The organism is Bacillus sp. FSL W8-1202 (assembly GCF_038006165.1).
Taxonomy (GTDB): Bacteria; Bacillota; Bacilli; order Bacillales; family Bacillaceae; genus Bacillus; species Bacillus subtilis.
Genome location: NZ_JBBOUR010000001.1, coordinates 3,066,166 through 3,083,271, shown reverse-complemented (window position 1 = coordinate 3,083,271; position 17,106 = coordinate 3,066,166). Strand labels below are relative to the sequence as shown.

General features: G+C 38.4%; 18 protein-coding genes and 3 pseudogenes. 12 read left to right on the top strand and 9 right to left on the bottom strand.

The window, feature by feature from the left end; all coding sequences use genetic code 11:
- Window positions 1–270 precede the first annotated feature (270 nt).
- Window positions 271–2,871, top strand: coding sequence for a phosphoenolpyruvate synthase (gene ppsA, locus NSQ09_RS16035; RefSeq protein WP_341032012.1), 2,601 nt, complete (start codon window positions 271–273; stop codon window positions 2,869–2,871).
- Window positions 2,872–3,169: 298 nt separating this feature from the next.
- Here the strand turns inward: ppsA and NSQ09_RS16030 are convergent, their stop codons facing one another.
- Window positions 3,170–3,433, bottom strand: coding sequence for a hypothetical protein (locus tag NSQ09_RS16030; protein ID WP_160221638.1), 264 nt, complete (start codon window positions 3,431–3,433; stop codon window positions 3,170–3,172).
- 394 nt (window positions 3,434–3,827) lie between these two features.
- Complete coding sequence (locus NSQ09_RS23110) at window positions 3,828–4,061, bottom strand: hypothetical protein (RefSeq protein WP_044052516.1); 234 nt, start codon at window positions 4,059–4,061, stop codon at window positions 3,828–3,830.
- 163 nt (window positions 4,062–4,224) lie between these two features.
- Here NSQ09_RS23110 and NSQ09_RS16025 point away from each other — a divergent pair, with 163 nt between their 5' ends.
- A complete protein-coding gene (locus NSQ09_RS16025; RefSeq protein WP_046663317.1) occupies window positions 4,225–4,578 on the top strand; it encodes a DUF3221 domain-containing protein in 354 nt (117 codons plus the stop codon).
- A gap of 492 nt (window positions 4,579–5,070) precedes the next feature.
- Here NSQ09_RS16025 and bla read toward each other — a convergent pair whose 3' ends face one another.
- Window positions 5,071–5,991, bottom strand: coding sequence for a class A beta-lactamase (gene bla / locus NSQ09_RS16015; protein ID WP_122895459.1), 921 nt, complete (start codon window positions 5,989–5,991; stop codon window positions 5,071–5,073).
- A 262-nt stretch (window positions 5,992–6,253) separates the two neighbouring features.
- Here bla and NSQ09_RS16010 point away from each other — a divergent pair, with 262 nt between their 5' ends.
- Window positions 6,254–6,886 carry a type 1 glutamine amidotransferase family protein gene (locus NSQ09_RS16010; RefSeq protein WP_129133989.1) on the top strand — a complete coding sequence of 211 codons (633 nt, stop codon included), beginning with the start codon at window positions 6,254–6,256 and terminating at the stop codon, window positions 6,884–6,886.
- A gap of 261 nt (window positions 6,887–7,147) precedes the next feature.
- The gene (locus NSQ09_RS16005; protein ID WP_129133988.1) at window positions 7,148–7,579 is read left to right on the top strand and encodes a hypothetical protein; all 432 of its coding nucleotides are present in this window, start codon (window positions 7,148–7,150) and stop codon (window positions 7,577–7,579) included.
- Window positions 7,580–7,752: 173 nt separating this feature from the next.
- On the opposite strand, the gene NSQ09_RS16000 is transcribed toward NSQ09_RS16005, so the two are convergent.
- Window positions 7,753–8,631, bottom strand: coding sequence for a DMT family transporter (locus NSQ09_RS16000; RefSeq protein WP_017697445.1), 879 nt, complete (start codon window positions 8,629–8,631; stop codon window positions 7,753–7,755).
- 100 nt (window positions 8,632–8,731) lie between these two features.
- Between NSQ09_RS16000 and NSQ09_RS15995 the strand changes: the two genes are divergently transcribed.
- Window positions 8,732–9,604 carry a LysR family transcriptional regulator gene (locus NSQ09_RS15995; protein ID WP_021481419.1) on the top strand — a complete coding sequence of 291 codons (873 nt, stop codon included), beginning with the start codon at window positions 8,732–8,734 and terminating at the stop codon, window positions 9,602–9,604.
- A gap of 108 nt (window positions 9,605–9,712) precedes the next feature.
- On the opposite strand, the gene NSQ09_RS15990 is transcribed toward NSQ09_RS15995, so the two are convergent.
- The 3 genes from NSQ09_RS15990 to NSQ09_RS15980 all read right to left on the bottom strand — a co-directional run bounded on the left by NSQ09_RS15990 (window position 9,713) and on the right by NSQ09_RS15980 (window position 11,359).
- Window positions 9,713–10,507 (bottom strand): DUF817 domain-containing protein, encoded by a 795-nt coding sequence (locus tag NSQ09_RS15990; protein WP_017697447.1) that lies wholly within the window; start codon window positions 10,505–10,507, stop codon window positions 9,713–9,715.
- A 105-nt stretch (window positions 10,508–10,612) separates the two neighbouring features.
- Window positions 10,613–10,867: a helix-turn-helix domain-containing protein gene (locus tag NSQ09_RS15985; RefSeq protein WP_033883967.1), complete on the bottom strand. Its 255-nt coding sequence runs from the start codon at window positions 10,865–10,867 to the stop codon at window positions 10,613–10,615.
- A 9-nt stretch (window positions 10,868–10,876) separates the two neighbouring features.
- Window positions 10,877–11,359: a DUF2975 domain-containing protein gene (locus NSQ09_RS15980; protein WP_341031997.1), complete on the bottom strand. Its 483-nt coding sequence runs from the start codon at window positions 11,357–11,359 to the stop codon at window positions 10,877–10,879.
- 346 nt (window positions 11,360–11,705) lie between these two features.
- On the opposite strand from NSQ09_RS15980, the gene NSQ09_RS15975 reads away from it, so the two are divergent.
- The 3 genes and pseudogenes from NSQ09_RS15975 to NSQ09_RS15965 form a co-directional block, all read left to right on the top strand.
- Window positions 11,706–12,617 (top strand): VanW family protein, encoded by a 912-nt coding sequence (locus tag NSQ09_RS15975; protein WP_095843744.1) that lies wholly within the window; start codon window positions 11,706–11,708, stop codon window positions 12,615–12,617.
- A 99-nt stretch (window positions 12,618–12,716) separates the two neighbouring features.
- Window positions 12,717–13,213, top strand: a pseudogene (locus NSQ09_RS15970) (hypothetical protein).
- A 102-nt stretch (window positions 13,214–13,315) separates the two neighbouring features.
- A pseudogene (locus tag NSQ09_RS15965) lies at window positions 13,316–13,448 on the top strand (hypothetical protein); the annotation flags it as partial.
- Between the two features lie 25 nt (window positions 13,449–13,473).
- Here the strand turns inward: NSQ09_RS15965 and NSQ09_RS15960 are convergent.
- Window positions 13,474–14,721: an IS256-like element ISBsu2 family transposase gene (locus NSQ09_RS15960; RefSeq protein WP_031600262.1), complete on the bottom strand. Its 1,248-nt coding sequence runs from the start codon at window positions 14,719–14,721 to the stop codon at window positions 13,474–13,476.
- 98 nt (window positions 14,722–14,819) lie between these two features.
- Here NSQ09_RS15960 and NSQ09_RS15955 point away from each other — a divergent pair.
- Window positions 14,820–14,930, top strand: a pseudogene (locus NSQ09_RS15955) (hypothetical protein); the annotation flags it as partial.
- Here the strand turns inward: NSQ09_RS15955 and NSQ09_RS15950 are convergent.
- A complete protein-coding gene (locus tag NSQ09_RS15950) occupies window positions 14,889–15,245 on the bottom strand; it encodes a hypothetical protein (protein WP_080265378.1) in 357 nt (118 codons plus the stop codon). The pseudogene NSQ09_RS15955 and the gene NSQ09_RS15950 overlap by 42 nt on opposite strands.
- A gap of 307 nt (window positions 15,246–15,552) precedes the next feature.
- Between NSQ09_RS15950 and NSQ09_RS15945 the strand changes: the two genes are divergently transcribed.
- Genes NSQ09_RS15945 through NSQ09_RS15935 form a run of 3 tightly spaced genes read left to right on the top strand, consistent with a single transcriptional unit; the run spans window position 15,553 to window position 17,016 of the window.
- Window positions 15,553–16,308 carry an N-acetyltransferase gene (locus tag NSQ09_RS15945; RefSeq protein ID WP_257986663.1) on the top strand — a complete coding sequence of 252 codons (756 nt, stop codon included), beginning with the start codon at window positions 15,553–15,555 and terminating at the stop codon, window positions 16,306–16,308.
- A gap of 39 nt (window positions 16,309–16,347) precedes the next feature.
- A complete protein-coding gene (locus NSQ09_RS15940; protein ID WP_257986662.1) occupies window positions 16,348–16,503 on the top strand; it encodes a hypothetical protein in 156 nt (51 codons plus the stop codon).
- Between the two features lie 24 nt (window positions 16,504–16,527).
- Window positions 16,528–17,016 (top strand): YdhH/YoaO family protein, encoded by a 489-nt coding sequence (locus NSQ09_RS15935; RefSeq protein WP_257986661.1) that lies wholly within the window; start codon window positions 16,528–16,530, stop codon window positions 17,014–17,016.
- The last annotated feature ends 90 nt before the right edge of the window (window positions 17,017–17,106 follow it).

Sequence of the window (17,106 nt, the reverse complement as noted above, 5' to 3'; positions counted from 1 at the left end):
AAGTAAGTTCAAAAAGAACCCAACTTTAGGATTTCCTTAGAGGATTGAATCAGCTCAAACCAAGTTTTTTAATGCGACTAGCTATGGAAATTAAGAAAAGAACCTGGTGAAATTGCCCAGGTTCTTTTTATATTGCACAAAAACAGACACGGTGATATAATCACACTACGTGCGCTTTCTAGTTAAAAAGTTATAGATATCCATCTTATAATTTTATTATATCCTGCTAGGAAGCTCTTGTCAATATTTTTTTTGAAGGGGAGATGTAGAATGAGTTCTTTGGTTCTCGGTTTACATGAAATTGAAAAAACACAGTTTTCGCTCGTTGGAGGAAAAGGGTTACATTTAGGGGAATTATCAAAAATTCAAGGTATACAAGTACCAGAAGGATTTTGTGTCACAACAGTAGGATATCAAAAAGCCATCGAACAAAACGAAACGTTACAAGAGTTGTTGGATCAGTTGGCAATGCTAAAAGTTGAGGACCGAGATCAGATTGGTAACATCAGCCGGAAGATTCGGCAAATCATTATGGAAGTAGACATTCCTTCCGATGTTGTGAAAGCAGTGGCTCACTATCTCTCCCAGTTTGGCGAGGAACATGCCTATGCCGTGCGTTCTAGTGCAACTGCCGAAGATTTACCACATGCTTCTTTTGCCGGTCAACAAGACACCTATTTAAATATTATCGGCGTCGATGCAATCTTGCAGCATATCAGTAAATGCTGGGCGTCCCTATTTACGGATCGCGCGGTTATTTACCGTATGCAAAATGGATTTGACCACAGCCAAGTCTATTTATCCGTTATCGTTCAAAGGATGGTTTTCCCTCAGGCTTCGGGGATTTTATTTACCGCTGATCCGATTACCTCAAGCCGAAAGGTGTTATCCATCGATGCCGGTTTTGGACTTGGTGAAGCACTGGTTTCCGGCTTGGTATCTGCCGATTGTTATAAAGTACAGGATGGGCAAATCATCGATAAGAGAATAGCAACTAAAAAATTGGCTATCTACGGACGAAAAGAAGGCGGAACAGAAACACATCAGATCGATTCTGATCAGCAAAAGGCTCAAACACTGACTGATGAACAAATTTTACAGCTGGCACGCATTGGAAGACAGATCGAAGCTCATTTCGGCCAGCCGCAAGATATCGAATGGTGTTTGGCCCGCGATACTTTTTATATTGTACAGAGTCGTCCAATCACTACTTTATTCCCCATCCCTGAAGCGAGTGACCAAGAAAATCACGTCTATATTTCTGTTGGTCATCAACAAATGATGACGGATCCCATAAAACCACTAGGATTGTCTTTTTTTCTGTTGACGACTGCTGCACCCATGCGTAAAGCCGGTGGAAGGCTATTTGTTGATGTCACACATCATCTGGCATCCCCTGACAGCAGAGAAGTTTTCTTAAAAGGCATGGGGCAGCACGATCAGCTCTTAAAAGACGCACTTATGACCATAATAAAGCGACGAGATTTCATAAAGTCGATACCAAATGATAAAACAGCACCAAATCCCAGCAGAGGCAATGCAGATATGCCGGCTCAAGTTGAAAACGATCCGACAATCGTGTCTGATTTGATTGAGAGCAGTCAAACATCGATAGAAGAGTTAAAACAAAACATCCAAACGAAATCAGGATCAGATTTATTTCGTTTTATTCTGGAAGATATCCAGGAATTAAAGAAGATTTTATTTAACCCAGAAAGTTCTGTTGTGATTCGAACTGCTATGAATGCTTCATTATGGATTAACGAAAAAATGAACGAGTGGTTAGGTGAAAAAAACGCAGCAGATACGCTTTCTCAATCTGTACCCCATAATATTACTTCAGAAATGGGTCTTGCGCTATTAGACGTCGCAGATGTGATTCGTCCTTATCCAGAGGTAATTGATTACTTACAACATGTAAAAGATGATAATTTTTTGGATGAACTGGCTAAGTTTGATGGCGGAAGCAAAACCCGAGACGCGATCTATGATTATCTCAGCAAATACGGAATGCGATGTACCGGAGAAATTGATATTACAAGAACTCGATGGAGCGAAAAACCAACTACACTTATCCCAATGATTCTTAATAATATCAATAGCAGTGAGCCTAATGCCAGCCATCGGAAATTTGAGCAAGGGCGACAGGAAGCTTTGAAGAAAGAACAAGAGTTATTAGATCGATTGAAGCAATTACCGGATGGTGAACAAAAAGCCAAAGAAACAAAACGAATGATAGATATCATCCGGAATTTCAGCGGGTTCAGGGAATATCCAAAATATAGCATGATTAATCGATACTTCGTTTATAAGCAGGCTTTACTGAAAGAAGCCGAACAACTCATAGAAGCGGGCGTTATTCATGAAAAAGAAGATATATACTATCTCACTTTTGAAGAACTTCACGAAGTCGTACGCACACATAAACTGGATTATCAAATCATCAGTACACGAAAAGACGAGTACACATTATATGAAAAACTATCTCCACCACGTGTTATCACGTCTGATGGTGAAATCGTTACAGGTGAGTATAAACGAGAAAATCTCCCAGCCGGAGCGATTGTAGGTCTACCTGTTTCCTCCGGAGTGATAGAGGGGCGAGCGCGTGTCATTTTAAACATGGAAGATGCTGATTTAGAAGATGGAGATATATTAGTTACCTCCTTTACCGATCCAAGCTGGACACCATTGTTTGTATCCATAAAAGGCCTAGTCACCGAAGTTGGGGGGCTGATGACCCATGGAGCTGTTATAGCCCGTGAATATGGCTTACCTGCAGTTGTTGGCGTTGAAAATGCTGCCAAGCTGATAAAAGATGGGCAACGAATTCGCGTTCATGGTACAGAAGGCTACATTGAAATCTTATAATGTCTGATGTGTGTAGAGAGCCATCAGATATTCCCCACCAGCCCTAACTAGAAGTTGGGAGGCTGCAATTGTACCGAATGATAAAGTTCCCGTTGAACTAACGAAGATCGATAGCACATTAAGAAAAGCTGGAACCTCTTGGAGGAGGTCTGGCTTTTCTATATAAAATTGGCGTAGTGTGCAAAAGCCGCATTTTGCGGGCGGCACTTCTTTAAAGTGAATTGTTTATTACCAGCATTTAAACTTGTATTTGTGCTTAAAACAAGAGAAAAAGGAGCTAAAAAGCTCCTTTATAAATTTAAACAACTTTTGTATAAATAGCCGTGTAAAACCCGATTGAGTAATCAAAATAATGACGTGTAAGCGTATAAGTATAACCGTTGTATTCTATTGTTGGCTGGAAGTCCATTGGCAGAGGACTAATGCGGTATATAGTGTCATAATCATATTCATCACTTTTTACTGCAACCTCAGACGAAGTGCCAGCAGCCAATGCGGGAATCGCGGATATGAGCATGCCAAAGGATAAAGCAGAACTCAATAAGATTTTCCTAATCTTCAATTACATCAACTCCATTAACAATTTATACATATATTATGCTGTGATTGGAAGTTATTTTGAAAGTGAATAATGGATCATAAAAAGTAAAAATCTCGATTTTAGCGGAATAAGAGTAAGGGTATGGTTCGAAGACAACCACATACAAACATTTGAGAAAGAACAAAAAGAAGTAGATCCGTTTGGTGAATGTCCCTGTTGTTTATTATAAAGATCAAAAAGAGTTTAAAATGGCCGGTATTACATTAATGACACGCCAAAATGTTGCTATTTACGAAGACAAAGATCGGAAGAAAAAAATGGTTCAGATAGTTTTATCATTATAGATAGAGGTGGCCCAAAAGCAGCCTAGAAATAAGCTTAAACAAAAAATCCTCCCACAAAGGGAGGATTACTATTACATATTAACTAAAGTGTAAGTCAATGAAACAATGAATAAAAAATACGAAATATAAGATATTGCTTTTGAAGAACTTGTTTTATGTTTTTCGAATGTATAGATAAGTGCAAAACCCAAGAAGAAAACTGTTACAAACCAAGAAGTGTATTGTGGAAAGATGGCGACCGCCAATACCATGATTGTTGAAAAAATAAATGAAGAGTAATGAGTTACTTTATGATCATCATTCAATGAAATCACCTCTACGAATTTTTACCCGATTTAGTCTGTGTATTACCAGCTTGTAAAAGATTCAATATGAGAAAATGAAGAAGTTTCTGGATAGATTTACACTACAGTTTATTGATATGTAGTTATGGAGTGAGATTGTTAAACATGACGGGAGGGAGAAAGGTTGCCGAAAATCGGAGTAAGCTTGATAGTGCTCATTATTTTCCTTGCAGGCTGCAATAAAAATGAACAAAACGGAGACGAAACAAAGATGCAGAGCCTAGTAGGCTATGTCGTGCTTAAAGACAATAATAGGGCAATTCTCATTACCACTACAGAAACTCCAGTAAAAGAAGATTACGATCTTTCTGAAGGACAACTTATGAACAAGTTTAAAAATAACATAGTAATTGTAGGATTAAGTGAGATTGATAACACAGATGATCTCAAAAGAGGTGAAAAAATAAAAGTGTGGTTCCATACACTAAAAGAGTCAAATCCACCAAGTGCAACGATACAAAAATATGAATTATTATAAAAAAATTGTTGAATTCTCATATAGATAACCTCTGAGACAACAAATGTTGTTCTATTGCATTGAAACTGCCAGTGACCAATATCAAGTTCAGTTATGTTAATTCAAGTGGTTTGATATGTTAGTGTCTTCGAACGAGACGAAATATTGGGAAGAGAGTCCGAATATCAATGAGTATTACAAATTGATCACAGAATAAGAGACTTAAGAGAGTTGTCTGCATTGTATGTTCACTTCTTTATAATGGCTTGCACTAAGGAGTATATTCTTGGAAGGAAAGAAAACGGATTTTAGGGTGCTTAATCTTAATTCTTGTCAGGTCAAACTTTACTTGTTCCATAAAATGAAAACTTGCCGTTAATTATAATAACGTTTAATTTTGTGGTGTTTAAATATATGATTCTAGAGGTCCTATGAAAGAACCGTTCATCAAAAAATGAACGGTAGGGGTTAAAAAAGTAATGTCTTTTCCTTTGTGGCAAAAGGCTAAACATATTATTTGAGATCGTTAAGGACGACTTTTGCAGCCTCAGCGATAAGAGCATTATCATAATTAGCATCTTTCGTAAAGCGGTTTGACAGAATTGCCAAAACAATAGGAGCTCTGTTAGGCGGCCAAACGATAGCAATGTCGTTACGTGTCCCGTAGCTTCCGGCTCCAGATTTATCGCCGACTTCCCATCCTATTGGAGCGCCTGCCCGAATCAGTTCGTCACCAGTAGCATTGCCTCGCATCCAATCGGTTAAGATCGTGCGTTTGTCAGTCGTGAGAGTGTTATCTAAAGTGAAAGCTTTAAGATCGGTTGCCAGTGCTTTTGCGGTGCTGGTGTCACGAATATCACCAGGAATCGCAGAGTTTAGATCCGTCTCGAATCGTTTAGCTTTCGTTACATGATCCCCAATCTGTTTCAGTGACTTTTCAAAACCTTTAGGGCCGCCAAGCTGTTGCAGCAAGATGTTCCCAGCGGTATTATCGCTGTAACGGATAGCCGCTTCCGAGATTTCTTTTAGGCTCATGCCTGTATCTAGGTGTTTCTCTGTGATAGGAGAATATGTAACAAGATCGTCCTTGCTGTAGTGGATGACTTCATTAAGTTTTTCAATTGAGTTTTTCTTCAGGACAGCAGCTGCGGCTAGAACTTTATAGGTTGATGCGTAAGCAAATCGCTCATTCGGCCGATAGGCGATTGTCTTGTTTGAACCTGTATCAATTGCATAAACACCAAGCCTGGCATCAAATTTTTTCTCAAGTTGAACAAATTTTTTATTCGTTATACAGCTTGCCATGTTTGTGTCTTCTATGGATTTTGCTTCGGCATGTGTTGAGCCGTAAAAAGGTGTGAAACCAGTAATGCTTAAACATAAAAGTCCAACACATATTCCGAATTTTATTGACGCTAAATTTTTCAACTTCATCAGGCCTCCCCATTCAAATGATTTTGTATTACCTTGAAATGTTTCCCATGACAGTTAGTGTAACAAACCCCTTTGAGCTAGTAAACATAGAATCAATTTATCTTATATTTTTAATAAGTTGGGAGAACAAGGGCAATTGCCCACCTACATGGTATTGTATAAGAATAGGCGATTACATATGAAACAACAAAAAAGCTGAAAATGGCTGTCAGCGAGGTCATCTATTAGAAGGCTTTATCAATTGTGATTGGAGTGTTATTGGATGCAAACGAGAAAAGTTTATCTCTACGTATTTCACACAATGTCAGACTGGGAATATGGATATTTAATTGCTGAACTAAACTCAGGGAGATATTTTAAACAGGATGCAGCATCTTTAAAAGTAGTTACAGTAGGGGCTAATAAAGAAATGATAACTACGTTGGGAGGATTAAGCATAAAACCAGATATTTCTCTTGATGAGTGTACTCTTGAGAGTCAAGATCTTATCATTTTACCCGGAGGAAACACTTGGGGAGAAGATATTCATCAGCCGATCTTGAAAAAAGTTGGTGACGCTTTAAAGCTTGGCACGACTATTGCTGCGATTTGTGGTGCAACCTTGGGCCTCGCGAATAAAGGATACTTAAATTCGAGAAAGCACACAAGCAATGACCTAGAGTATATGAAAATGGTCTGCCCTAATTACAAAGGAGAAACACTATATGAAAAGGAACCTGCAGTATCTGATGAAAATTTGGTTACTGCATCAGGAATTGCTCCTCTGGAATTTGCGGTGGAAGTATTAAAAAAATTAGATGTATTTGCACCAGATACATTGCGTTCATGGTATAAGCTGAATAAGACTTATAAGCCTGAATACTTCTTTGAGCTAATGAATACAATAAATCGATAGAAAACACTTTAGCAGTTTTTTTTAGTGCTCCTGAACTTATGGGAGCATTTTTATATGTGTCTAGGAGCTATATAAAGAAATGCAGAAACTTTTCAAAAGAATATAGATTGGTAAGCCTATTTCGAATAGAATTTGATTTGGGTTAAAACTGTTCTTATTAAGGCTCATTTCATGGTGCTAAAGATTCATTTGGAGAAGACTGTCTTGATCAGAAAAGACCCTTCCAATATATTGAAGTAAAAGATATCGGGAGGAACTCTTTTGAAAAAGATGTTGATATTAGCTTTTACATTTCTTTTGGCTTTGACTATCCATGTAGGGGAAGCTTCGGCCGTTATCGTGAAAGATGAGGAGAAAGTGAGTTTTACAATGACAGAGAATGAAAAATGGTTTATGAAGTCTGATGACTTAAATTCAAACCATTGGACATCTCACTTTGGGTACAGATTCACCATTTTCGATACTGAAGGATGTACAATTAGCGCAAGAATCATGCGAATGACTTTGTCAGGATATGAAATAACCGTTAGTGAAAAAAACTTCTCGGGGGATCATTTTGATTTGAGTGCAACTGATCGAGTTGAGACGATGCCTTACAAGACTCATTATTTGATTTTGACAAAAGATCCAGATTGTGGAGATGTTAAAGTGAAAGGTCTATACGGTTTTCAGTTTGATCAGCCAGAATGGTAATAAAAAAGAATCTGGATTCTCACCGGCCTAAACGCCAGCCAAGCTAATGTCTCACATGCAGACACTAGCTTTTTTCATTGTTTACTAGGCTGTCGTCAGGATTCTAGAAGACTTTCTCATAATAGTCGTCTCCTGTCACATGAAGCCCAAATGACAGGGGAAATGTATATCATTCACACTTTCCGTCGTGAAAATGTAAATGTATTCATAAAAATCCCGCAGCATATCAGCAGTGCGCCGAGGATAATGTTGATGGTGATCTGTTCGTGCAATTGCAGCCATCCAAAGAATAGGGCTAATACGGGAACAAACATTAATGCCATGGATGCTTTTGACGCTTCGATTTGATTGAGCACCCAAAACCATACGACAAAGGTAAAGCCGGTGGAAAGCAAGCCATTAAACAGCAATGACCACACCGCTTGATATGTCCACTCGGCTGAAGGGACTGGCTCAAATATAAAGGAAAACACCAATAACATGACGGCTCCCATCATAAGGTGCCAGGCATTCATGTGAATAATATTGATATGCTTGAATTGTAGCTTGCTGAACACATTCGCGATTCCCCAGCTAAGCGCTGCCGCAAGGACGCACAGCTCCCCAAATAAAGCGCTTTTATCGATATTGAGCATTTCCTTTCCAAATATAAATAACAGTCCGAAGAGGCCGCAGACCAGTCCCATCGTTTTATACATATTCATTTTCTCGTTTAATGTAAAATGGCTGATCACCGTAACAAATATAGGCATTGTATATACCAAAACAGAGGTTTTCCCTGAATCGACAAACTGCATTCCATACGTCAAGATCCCCATATAGCCCACCCCCATCAAGAGGCTCATGATGATATAGCTTTTGAGATGTTCTTTTTTAATTGAAAGCTTTTTTCTTTGGATGAAGAGAATGAGAAATAAAGGAACCGCTCCGATGAACAGGCGCAAACCCGAAAATAAAAGCGGGGGGATGTCATGAATTCCTACTTTCATCGCAACCCAAGTATAACCCCAAATAAGTGTGACAGATATGATTCCCAGCATAACTTTTACCATAATGAAGCCGCCTTTCTTGTTTATATATCGTGCTGGTTTCTATCATATGTTACATTTATGTATAACTGAAATACATTTTTATTATTGGGGGTATAACCAAATAGTTATGAACATGAACCATCTTCACATATTTGTAAAAGTCGGGGAGAAATTGAATATTACAGAAGCGGCAAAAGAATTGTTCATCTCTCAGCCGGCGGTAAGTAAAGCGATAAAAAACCTGGAGAGCTCACTGCAGCTCAAATTATTGATCAGGGATAAACATCATGGTTTAATGCTGACTGACATCGGAAAAGAAATATTGCTGCTGGCGAGGCAAATGAAGGGAATTGAAAGCAAAATATATCAAGTAGCCAACCGGGAAAACAAGCTGTTAAACGGGAAGGTGAAAATTGGTTCATTTCCTGCAGTTTCAACAAATATTATGCCACAGGCGATTGCGGCATTCAGATCAAACTACCCGCTGATCCGCATAGAATTGATCGAAGGAACCTCTGACCAAATAAAAGGATGGGTTGAGGATCGGACGGTTGATATCGGGATCGCAGCATCTCCATTTGAACCGTTTGAAAATCAGCTATTGTGTAACGACTATATGGTGGCCGTCATCCCGCCGCAGCGTGACGAATTAAAACTTGAAAAGCATGTCGACCTTGAAACATATCAAGATGACCTAATTTTTTGTAAAGGCGGTCATGAAATCGCGATGTCAAACGCATTTTCGCAATACAACATTGAATTAAAGGAAAACTTAACTGTGCAAAATGCTGAAACCTTGATTAATATGGTCAAAAATAACTTGGGTATCGGCATCATTTCAAACTTTACACTTTCATCCGTCCCGCATCAATTGATTAAAAAGGACATCTTTCCTAGGGTCACACGCGATATTGGCGTCATCGTACATTCATTTGAAGAGATAACGCCGGCGGCGCATGAGTTTGTCAAGGTGTTGAAAGCAGTTGTAATCTGAATCAGTTATCGTGGTGCGATGAAATTTGAAGAAGATGAATACTCAGCGGCAGAGTAGAAAAAAGCAACCATTTGAACGTTGCTTTTCACTCTATTTGGGACTTGAATGCTAAGAAAAAGATTCACCAATCTCTGCCTTTGTGGGATTCTGCTCCTTAACTTGTTTTAATGATGCTACTATAAGAAAGCTAACAATCACTAGCAAGAGCCATGAACTTACCTTTCCAAAGTGTACGAGACTCCATGTATCGATTTGGTTTGGATATTTCCAAGCTCCAAAAAACGTAGCGATATTTTCCGCTATCCATATAAAAAATCCGATGAGTACAAAAGAAAGTGCGAGCGGCATACGGTAACGAGCTCCATTCACCTCGTATGTAACCCATGTTTGCCAAAAGACAATGATGACAAGCCCAGATAACCACCATCGAATGTCTATAGAAAAATGGTGGGTGAAAAAATTCAAATAAATCGCTGCGGCAAGCGGAACAACTGCAAAAAAAGGCGGCCACTTAACCAGTTCAACCTTAAGCCTTCTCCATGCCTGGCACAAATAACTGGCTACACTTGCGTACATAAAACCGCTATACAAAGGTACTCCAAATATTTTGGAGTATCCTTCTTCTGGATAAGACCAGGAGCCCATATGGACTTTAAAAAGTTCCAGAGCAAGCCCAATGAGGTGGAATAATGTGATCACTTTTAATTCATCCCGTGTTTCAAGACCGGAACGCACCATCCACAATTGCATGAGAACGCAGATAATGAGCAGCCAGTCATATCGCGGCAAGAAGGGCAGTGGGATGATTTGCGTAATAGCCAAAGAGGCAAAAATAACGGCAGGAAACAAACATGAAAGGGCTTGTTCCCAGCCAAAATGGACGATTTGTTTTATGGCTCTCATGATGTATGCCTCCTCCATAGTTGTGTTCTTCGTGTATGAAAGGGACGCTTAGTATAGCAGCTAGATGGATATAAGTTTATGTACATAAGCTCACCGCCAATCTCTTTATTTTTCTGTTGATCCTTCATATTTTTTCTTTGCGAATCCTGTGTCTTCATCACTTCGGTATTCCAATATATCCCCGGGCTGACATTCTAAAGCCTTGCAAATCGCTTCTAAAGTTGATAATCGAATAGCCTTTGCTTTTCCGTTTTTTAATATCGAAAGATTAGCCATGGTGATGCCAACTCTCTCTGAAAGCTCTGTTACGCTCATTTTCCTCTTAGCAAGCATCACATCAATGTTGATAATAATCGCCATGTCATCACCTCAGACCGTTAAGTCATTTTCTGATTTTATATCAATCGCTTCTTTTAACAGTTTTTGAAGAACAGCAGCAAAGACCGCAATCACCATTGAAGCAAAAATAATAACCAATCCGATCACAATGATACCCGGGGCGTCGTCTATCTCGGCCATCAGATAAAAGACAGGCATGCCTGCTGCGTAAAAGATACTGATAGTGACTGCGCAATATTTTATATTCTTCAAAGCTCTTACAGACAAACCCGAGAAAGCTTTGTTTTTGTCAATATAGCTTAAAAGTTTGAACGCTTGATAAAGAGCAAAGTAAAAAGGTATCGCCGTTACATACAAATAGATGAAAACGAGATATTTTATATAAGCGATATTTGGAAGTAATTCTGCTGAATAGTTGGCTATCTTAGGCACTAAAAAAATGCATAAAGCAAGAATTGGAATTCCAATAAGAACCAAAGCTATCTTTAAAAAAATTGTCGACATTCGATTCATAACAAGCACCTCATTTATTTGTTGTATAATTGAATGTAACAAAAAATTTATCGTTTCTCAATAAAAAAATATTGAAATGGATTGATTTTTTGTTGTTATAGGAGACCCTTTTCATTTTTGACAAGACAAAAAAGCATCCCTCATCACTGGGAGATGCTGAACTACTTCAAACTTGCCGACTGAATGAACCGTGTGCCTCAGTGAGCTCAGGGATCGGTGTGAACATAAATCTAAGCTCTTTTATGAAGGTTTTTATCAACGTCTAAAGATTCAAACAAACGATGGGAAGAAATACATCAAAGGATAAGCGGCTGTTCATACTAATGATCGGGAGGTAAACCGACTTATGATACAAATTTTGATCACTGGTCTTTTTTTATTGGCTCAGCCGAGTGAGCCGCAGGACAGTTTAACGGTCACACAGCAAGGACGGACGATTGCCACTGTTAACCGTGAAGACTTTACAATGCCTCTTCCCGGCACTCCAATGGTTGACTATGAAAAATACAGTAAATTCATCAAACAGCTTGATCAGAAAGTGTACCGTGAGCCGATAAATGCTGTCCTTAACGATCATGGAAGCATCGTCCCGGGCAGGGTTGGCTACAAACTGTATCAACAGGCGTTTATGGAAAAGTTTTATGCGTATTTTTATGGGCAAGGTCCCTCCAAGATAGAAGTGCCGGAAATGAACATTTATCCGAAAGTTGACAGCGAGCTGCTAGCTCACATCAGTACGCAGCAGCTTGGTCAGTACGTGACGTATTTTAACTCAAGCAATAAAAGCCGTTCACACAATATTTCTCTTTCTGCAAAAGCAATCGACAATCACGTTGTTTTCCCTAATGAGACGTTTTCGTTTAACCAAGTTCTGGGAATGAGAACTCGGAACAAAGGATATAAAAGTGCACCCATTATTGTAAAAGGGGAGTTGTCTGAAGGTGTAGGAGGAGGAATTTGTCAGGTGTCCTCAACTCTATTTAATGCAGTTGATCGTGCAGGACTGCAGATCGTTCAGCGCTATTCTCATACTAGAAGTGTACCATATGTACCGCCCGGACGGGATGCGACGGTAAGCTGGGGAGGTCCTGACTTTCGCTTTCAAAACCAATATAACCAACCAATCTTAATTCGGGCAAAAAGGTATGGGGGAAGTATGATTATTACGCTATACTCTTCTGATGTGATTAACAGCAAATTGAGAAAAATCCCCAAAGCTCCATCTCGGATATCGAAAGAAATAAATGCTGAGCAGTAAAGACAAAACCTCAGGTAGGTTTTGGTTAAGAGAGCTTGTAGATTGCTCAAAATCAATTCTTTAAGGAGCTGCCAGTGAAAGGAAGGAGGGATAAATGAAGTGAAAAGGGTATTATTTTCTGTAATTGTTTTTACAGCAGTTGGATTTGCGTTTTGCCAATCAAAAGCGCATGCCCTGACTTTTACGGTGTTGCCTATTACACAAAAAACAGAACAGTGGTCAGTAAAAGTAAGTGAAGCAAAAAATGTAAAGGAATTTGCGAGACCTCAAAAAGGAGAATATCAAGTATATTCCTTGGAAGTCAAAAATATAGGGGAAAAAGTAGCTACAGTGGATGTGCAATTGTATAGAAATGATCCTGATTCAATCACAAGATTTTCACTTTTTGGATGCCTCGATGAAAATTGTGACAAAACAAAAGAAGATTCTAAAATGTTAGCTGAAAGTTTAATGATGGCTCACCGCTGAAGTTCAATCATTTTATGCTGGCAGATAAGGCCTCTGAATTAGAGGTTGTTATAATTTGGACACAGAAGGGGCAAGAAGGACTCAATTTAAAACAGACCTTTAAATTCACTGAAGATGGCATTAATTAGACAGTAAAGATGGAATGGCTTTGATGATTCGATCTCTTACTTTGCCTGAGGAAAAAACGAAAAATTGTTGGAAAACCAATCATAGCTGAGTCAAATGTCAAAGTGACTGTGATTAATGACTATAGAGAAGAACCAGAGGAGGCCTTTTGGATACTTTATCCGATGGGAGTGAAATGTTTGTCGATGATCACAAAGTCTTTATTGAATACGAATAGACTTTGTGACTGACTGCGCAGGGCTTGTCAAGAAAAGTGTGTAAGTTATTCTAGATATTTCTTCACACGTTCCTTTAGGTGGTCATGAACTAATAGTTGATTCATGACCATAGCCCATTGCTGGATGCGTCCACCATCCCATTTCTTTTCTAATTCTTTTGTTCGTAAAAACAATATTTTTAATAGGGCATTCTCATGGGGGAATGCTCCTTTTTTCGTGACTTTTCGAAAGCTAGAGTGGATACTTTCAACGGCATTTGTAGTGTACATGATTTTACGAATATTACCACCATAATCGAAAAGTTGTTCCACATGAGAAAAGTTTCGTTTCCATACGTCTACAGCTCCAGGGTACGTAGACCACTGCTTTTCAAAAGATTCAAATGCACTGTGACAAGCCTTAAGGCTTGGAGCTCCATACACTTTCTTTAAGGCAGCAGTAAAAGGCTTGTAGTCTTTACTTGGTATATACTTAATCGAATTTCGAATTAAATGAACAATACATCTCTGTACGGTCACATCAGGAAAAATCGCACGTGCTCCTTCTTCCAGACCACTAACGCCATCCATTGAGAGAAAGAAGATATCTTCTACACCACGAGATTTGATTTCATCAAAAATTTGCATCCATTTATGTTTACTTTCCGTTTCATTCAACCACAAACCTAGAATGTCCTTTTTACCTTCTATGGTATATCCTAGTATTGTGTAAACGGCATACTTCTTCGTTTCATAGTCATTACGAATGGTTGTGTAAAGACAATCGACAAACACAAAAGGGTAACAGTTACTTAAGGGACGATTTTGCCACTCTTCTAAATTAGGAAGTACAGTATCCGTAATGTCGGATACCATTTCATGAGATACAGAAAAGCCATAGATGTCTTCTATCGTGGAAGAAATGTCTCGTTGTGACATTCCTCTGGCATACATCGAAATGACCTTATCCTCTATAGAGGATACATCTCTTTTACGCTTTGGAATCAACTGCGGTTCAAATGAACCATCACGATCACGGGGGACTGCAATTTCAACTTCTCCTGCCGTTGTTTTCACGATCTTTTTGCCATATCCATTTCTTCTATTTCTTGTTTCTTTTTCTCCCTTGTCATTGGATTCATAGCCCAAATGGTGATTCATTTCACCTTTTAGCATTGACTCAAACATGGGACCAAATATGTCTTTTAATGCTTCTTGCATATCTTCTACTGATTTAGGCTGATACTGTTCGATAATCTTGTTAGCTAATTCTACGGAGTTCGGATCTCTTTTCAATTTCCCCACTGAAACCACTCCTTTAGCTTTATACTTATTATTCTATCAAATAAAAAACTGTGTGAGTAAGGAACCGTACGCATTCCTTACTTACACAGTTAATATTACACTCCCACTGCGCATTTCAACTTAACATTTTACTGATAATGACAGTGAAACCTAAACAAGTGCAACCTGTTTCAGCATTAAAAACCGCTAATTTCAAAATTTTCTATGTCAAGATTTAGTTTTTTCAATTGTTTCAACAAAACTTCAAATTTTAAGCAATTGCCATTTTTCAATTCTTCTGGAATATCTTCCGGATGAGCAATTACCATCCCGCTCTCAATCCATTGTTTGCGATACAATTGAAATGCAGCCTCAATTAAATGATCAGGAGTTACAATAAAACCTAACCTCACATCATGATCCTCACTGTAGCCAAATTCAAAACCGCAACATGGACAAATGTCAAACGTTTTTTGATACTCGCCTTTATACAAAGGATTTTGAATTAATCCTTTGTATCCGCAAATTAAACAAGAATAACATTTTTCCACCAAGTTTAATTCCCCTTTTATCACTTATTTACTATTGCTGTCCCGTAACAAATATTACTTCAAATAAAAAACTTCGTGTACTGTATTTATAGCATAAGCAGTGCATCTAATCCTCAAAGATGAACACACTTTGGATTTGAAATGGGTGATATAGGAATCAAGATAATATCTGAATAAAAGAAGGGTTTTACAGTTAATTGGCAAAATGGAAAAGAAAAAGTATTTAAGTTGGAACGGGTATTTATTCTATTAGGCATGTAAAGTGTGAAGTTGAATTCCATGTAATTATGTTAAAGGGGGGAAAGAGGAGATGTGCTACATTGAAATCACAAAGGACAATATTGAAGACAATCATATTTGCTGTGCATTAGGCACGAAACAATATGAGCATGCAGTTAATGAAAAGAAGAGATGGCTCAAAGCTCGAATGGATGAAGGATTGGTGTTCTATCGCTTACATGAACGGGCAAAAGTCTTTATTGAATACCTACCTGCGAATGAGGCATGGGTGCCTATCAATGCGCCTAATTTTATGTACATTAATTGTCTGTGGGTGTCTGGCAGATATAAAAATAACGGTCATGCGAAACGATTGTTGGACAAATGTATAGCAGATGCGAAAGCGTGCGGCATGGATGGCATTATCCATATCGCAGGCAAGAAAAAACTGCCCTATTTAAGTGATAAGCATTTCTTTGAGCATATGGGGTTTACTCTACAAGATGAAGCTGCCCCTTATTTTCAATTAATGGCTTTGACTTGGAATGGCCTTGCAGATTCTCCTGCATTTAAGAGCCAGGTGAAAAGTGATTCTATCAATGAAAAGCGGATTACGATATACTATACAGCTCAGTGTCCGTTTGCAGTGGGCATGATAAATGATTTGCGGGAATTGACTGAAAAGAAAGGGGTTCAATTTCAGTCAATTCAGTTATCATCGAAAGAAGAGGCACAAAAGTCACCAGCTATTTGGACAACTTTTAGCGTTTTTTTTGATGGGAGATTTGTGACTCACGAGATCATGAGTATAAATAAATTTGAAAAGTTACTTAATACACTAGCTTGATTTTTAATAATAAAAAGCCATTTTAAGGTTCTTGACTCAATGAAACAAAAAATGCATTTAAGAGCTGTTATACGTTTTAATCTTGTCTTTAGAGAGCACTTTAATTTAAGTCAAAAGTTTAGACAGCCATCTGATAGATCATTAGCTCTTTTTTATTTTCTTTTCAGTAACATTTTGATCATATTTCCCTACTAAAGAGTTAGGAAAGTGTGGAAAAACATGAGAAAAAAGAACAATATTAAGAAATGGCTATTGATCATTGCTGGATTCTTGATCATCTGCGTCATCGCATTATTTGTAATGGTATCAGGAAACAAAGTGAAATATGAGGGCAGCGGGAAAAGCGGACTGTGGATGTCTAACCTTGAAAAATCAGACAAAACTTCAATTGGACCTAATTATTTTCTAAATCTGTATTGGCAGGGGAGTAAGAAGGACGAAAAGAGGACTGTTGTTGAAAGAATTACTCTGTATGTTGATGGCGAAAAGTATCAAGATGATAACGTAGATGAGTACGACTTATCAGAGTACACAGGTGATAAAATGCCGGGTGGGGGACGCATGGAGAACCATATTGCCACCTTTGATTATATGCCTGAAGATGAAGTGATAGGACATGATGTATTAGTAAAAGTGGAGTGGAAGACAGGCCAGAAAAAACAGACAGAAGAAATCAAATTACATAAGAAGCCATGGTATAAAAAATAGCTTATTCGCTGTATTTGTGATCACATTGGTGGTCACTTTTTTATTTGCGGATTCCTAGGCACAGCAATCTAAGACTCTGCATAGGCTGGA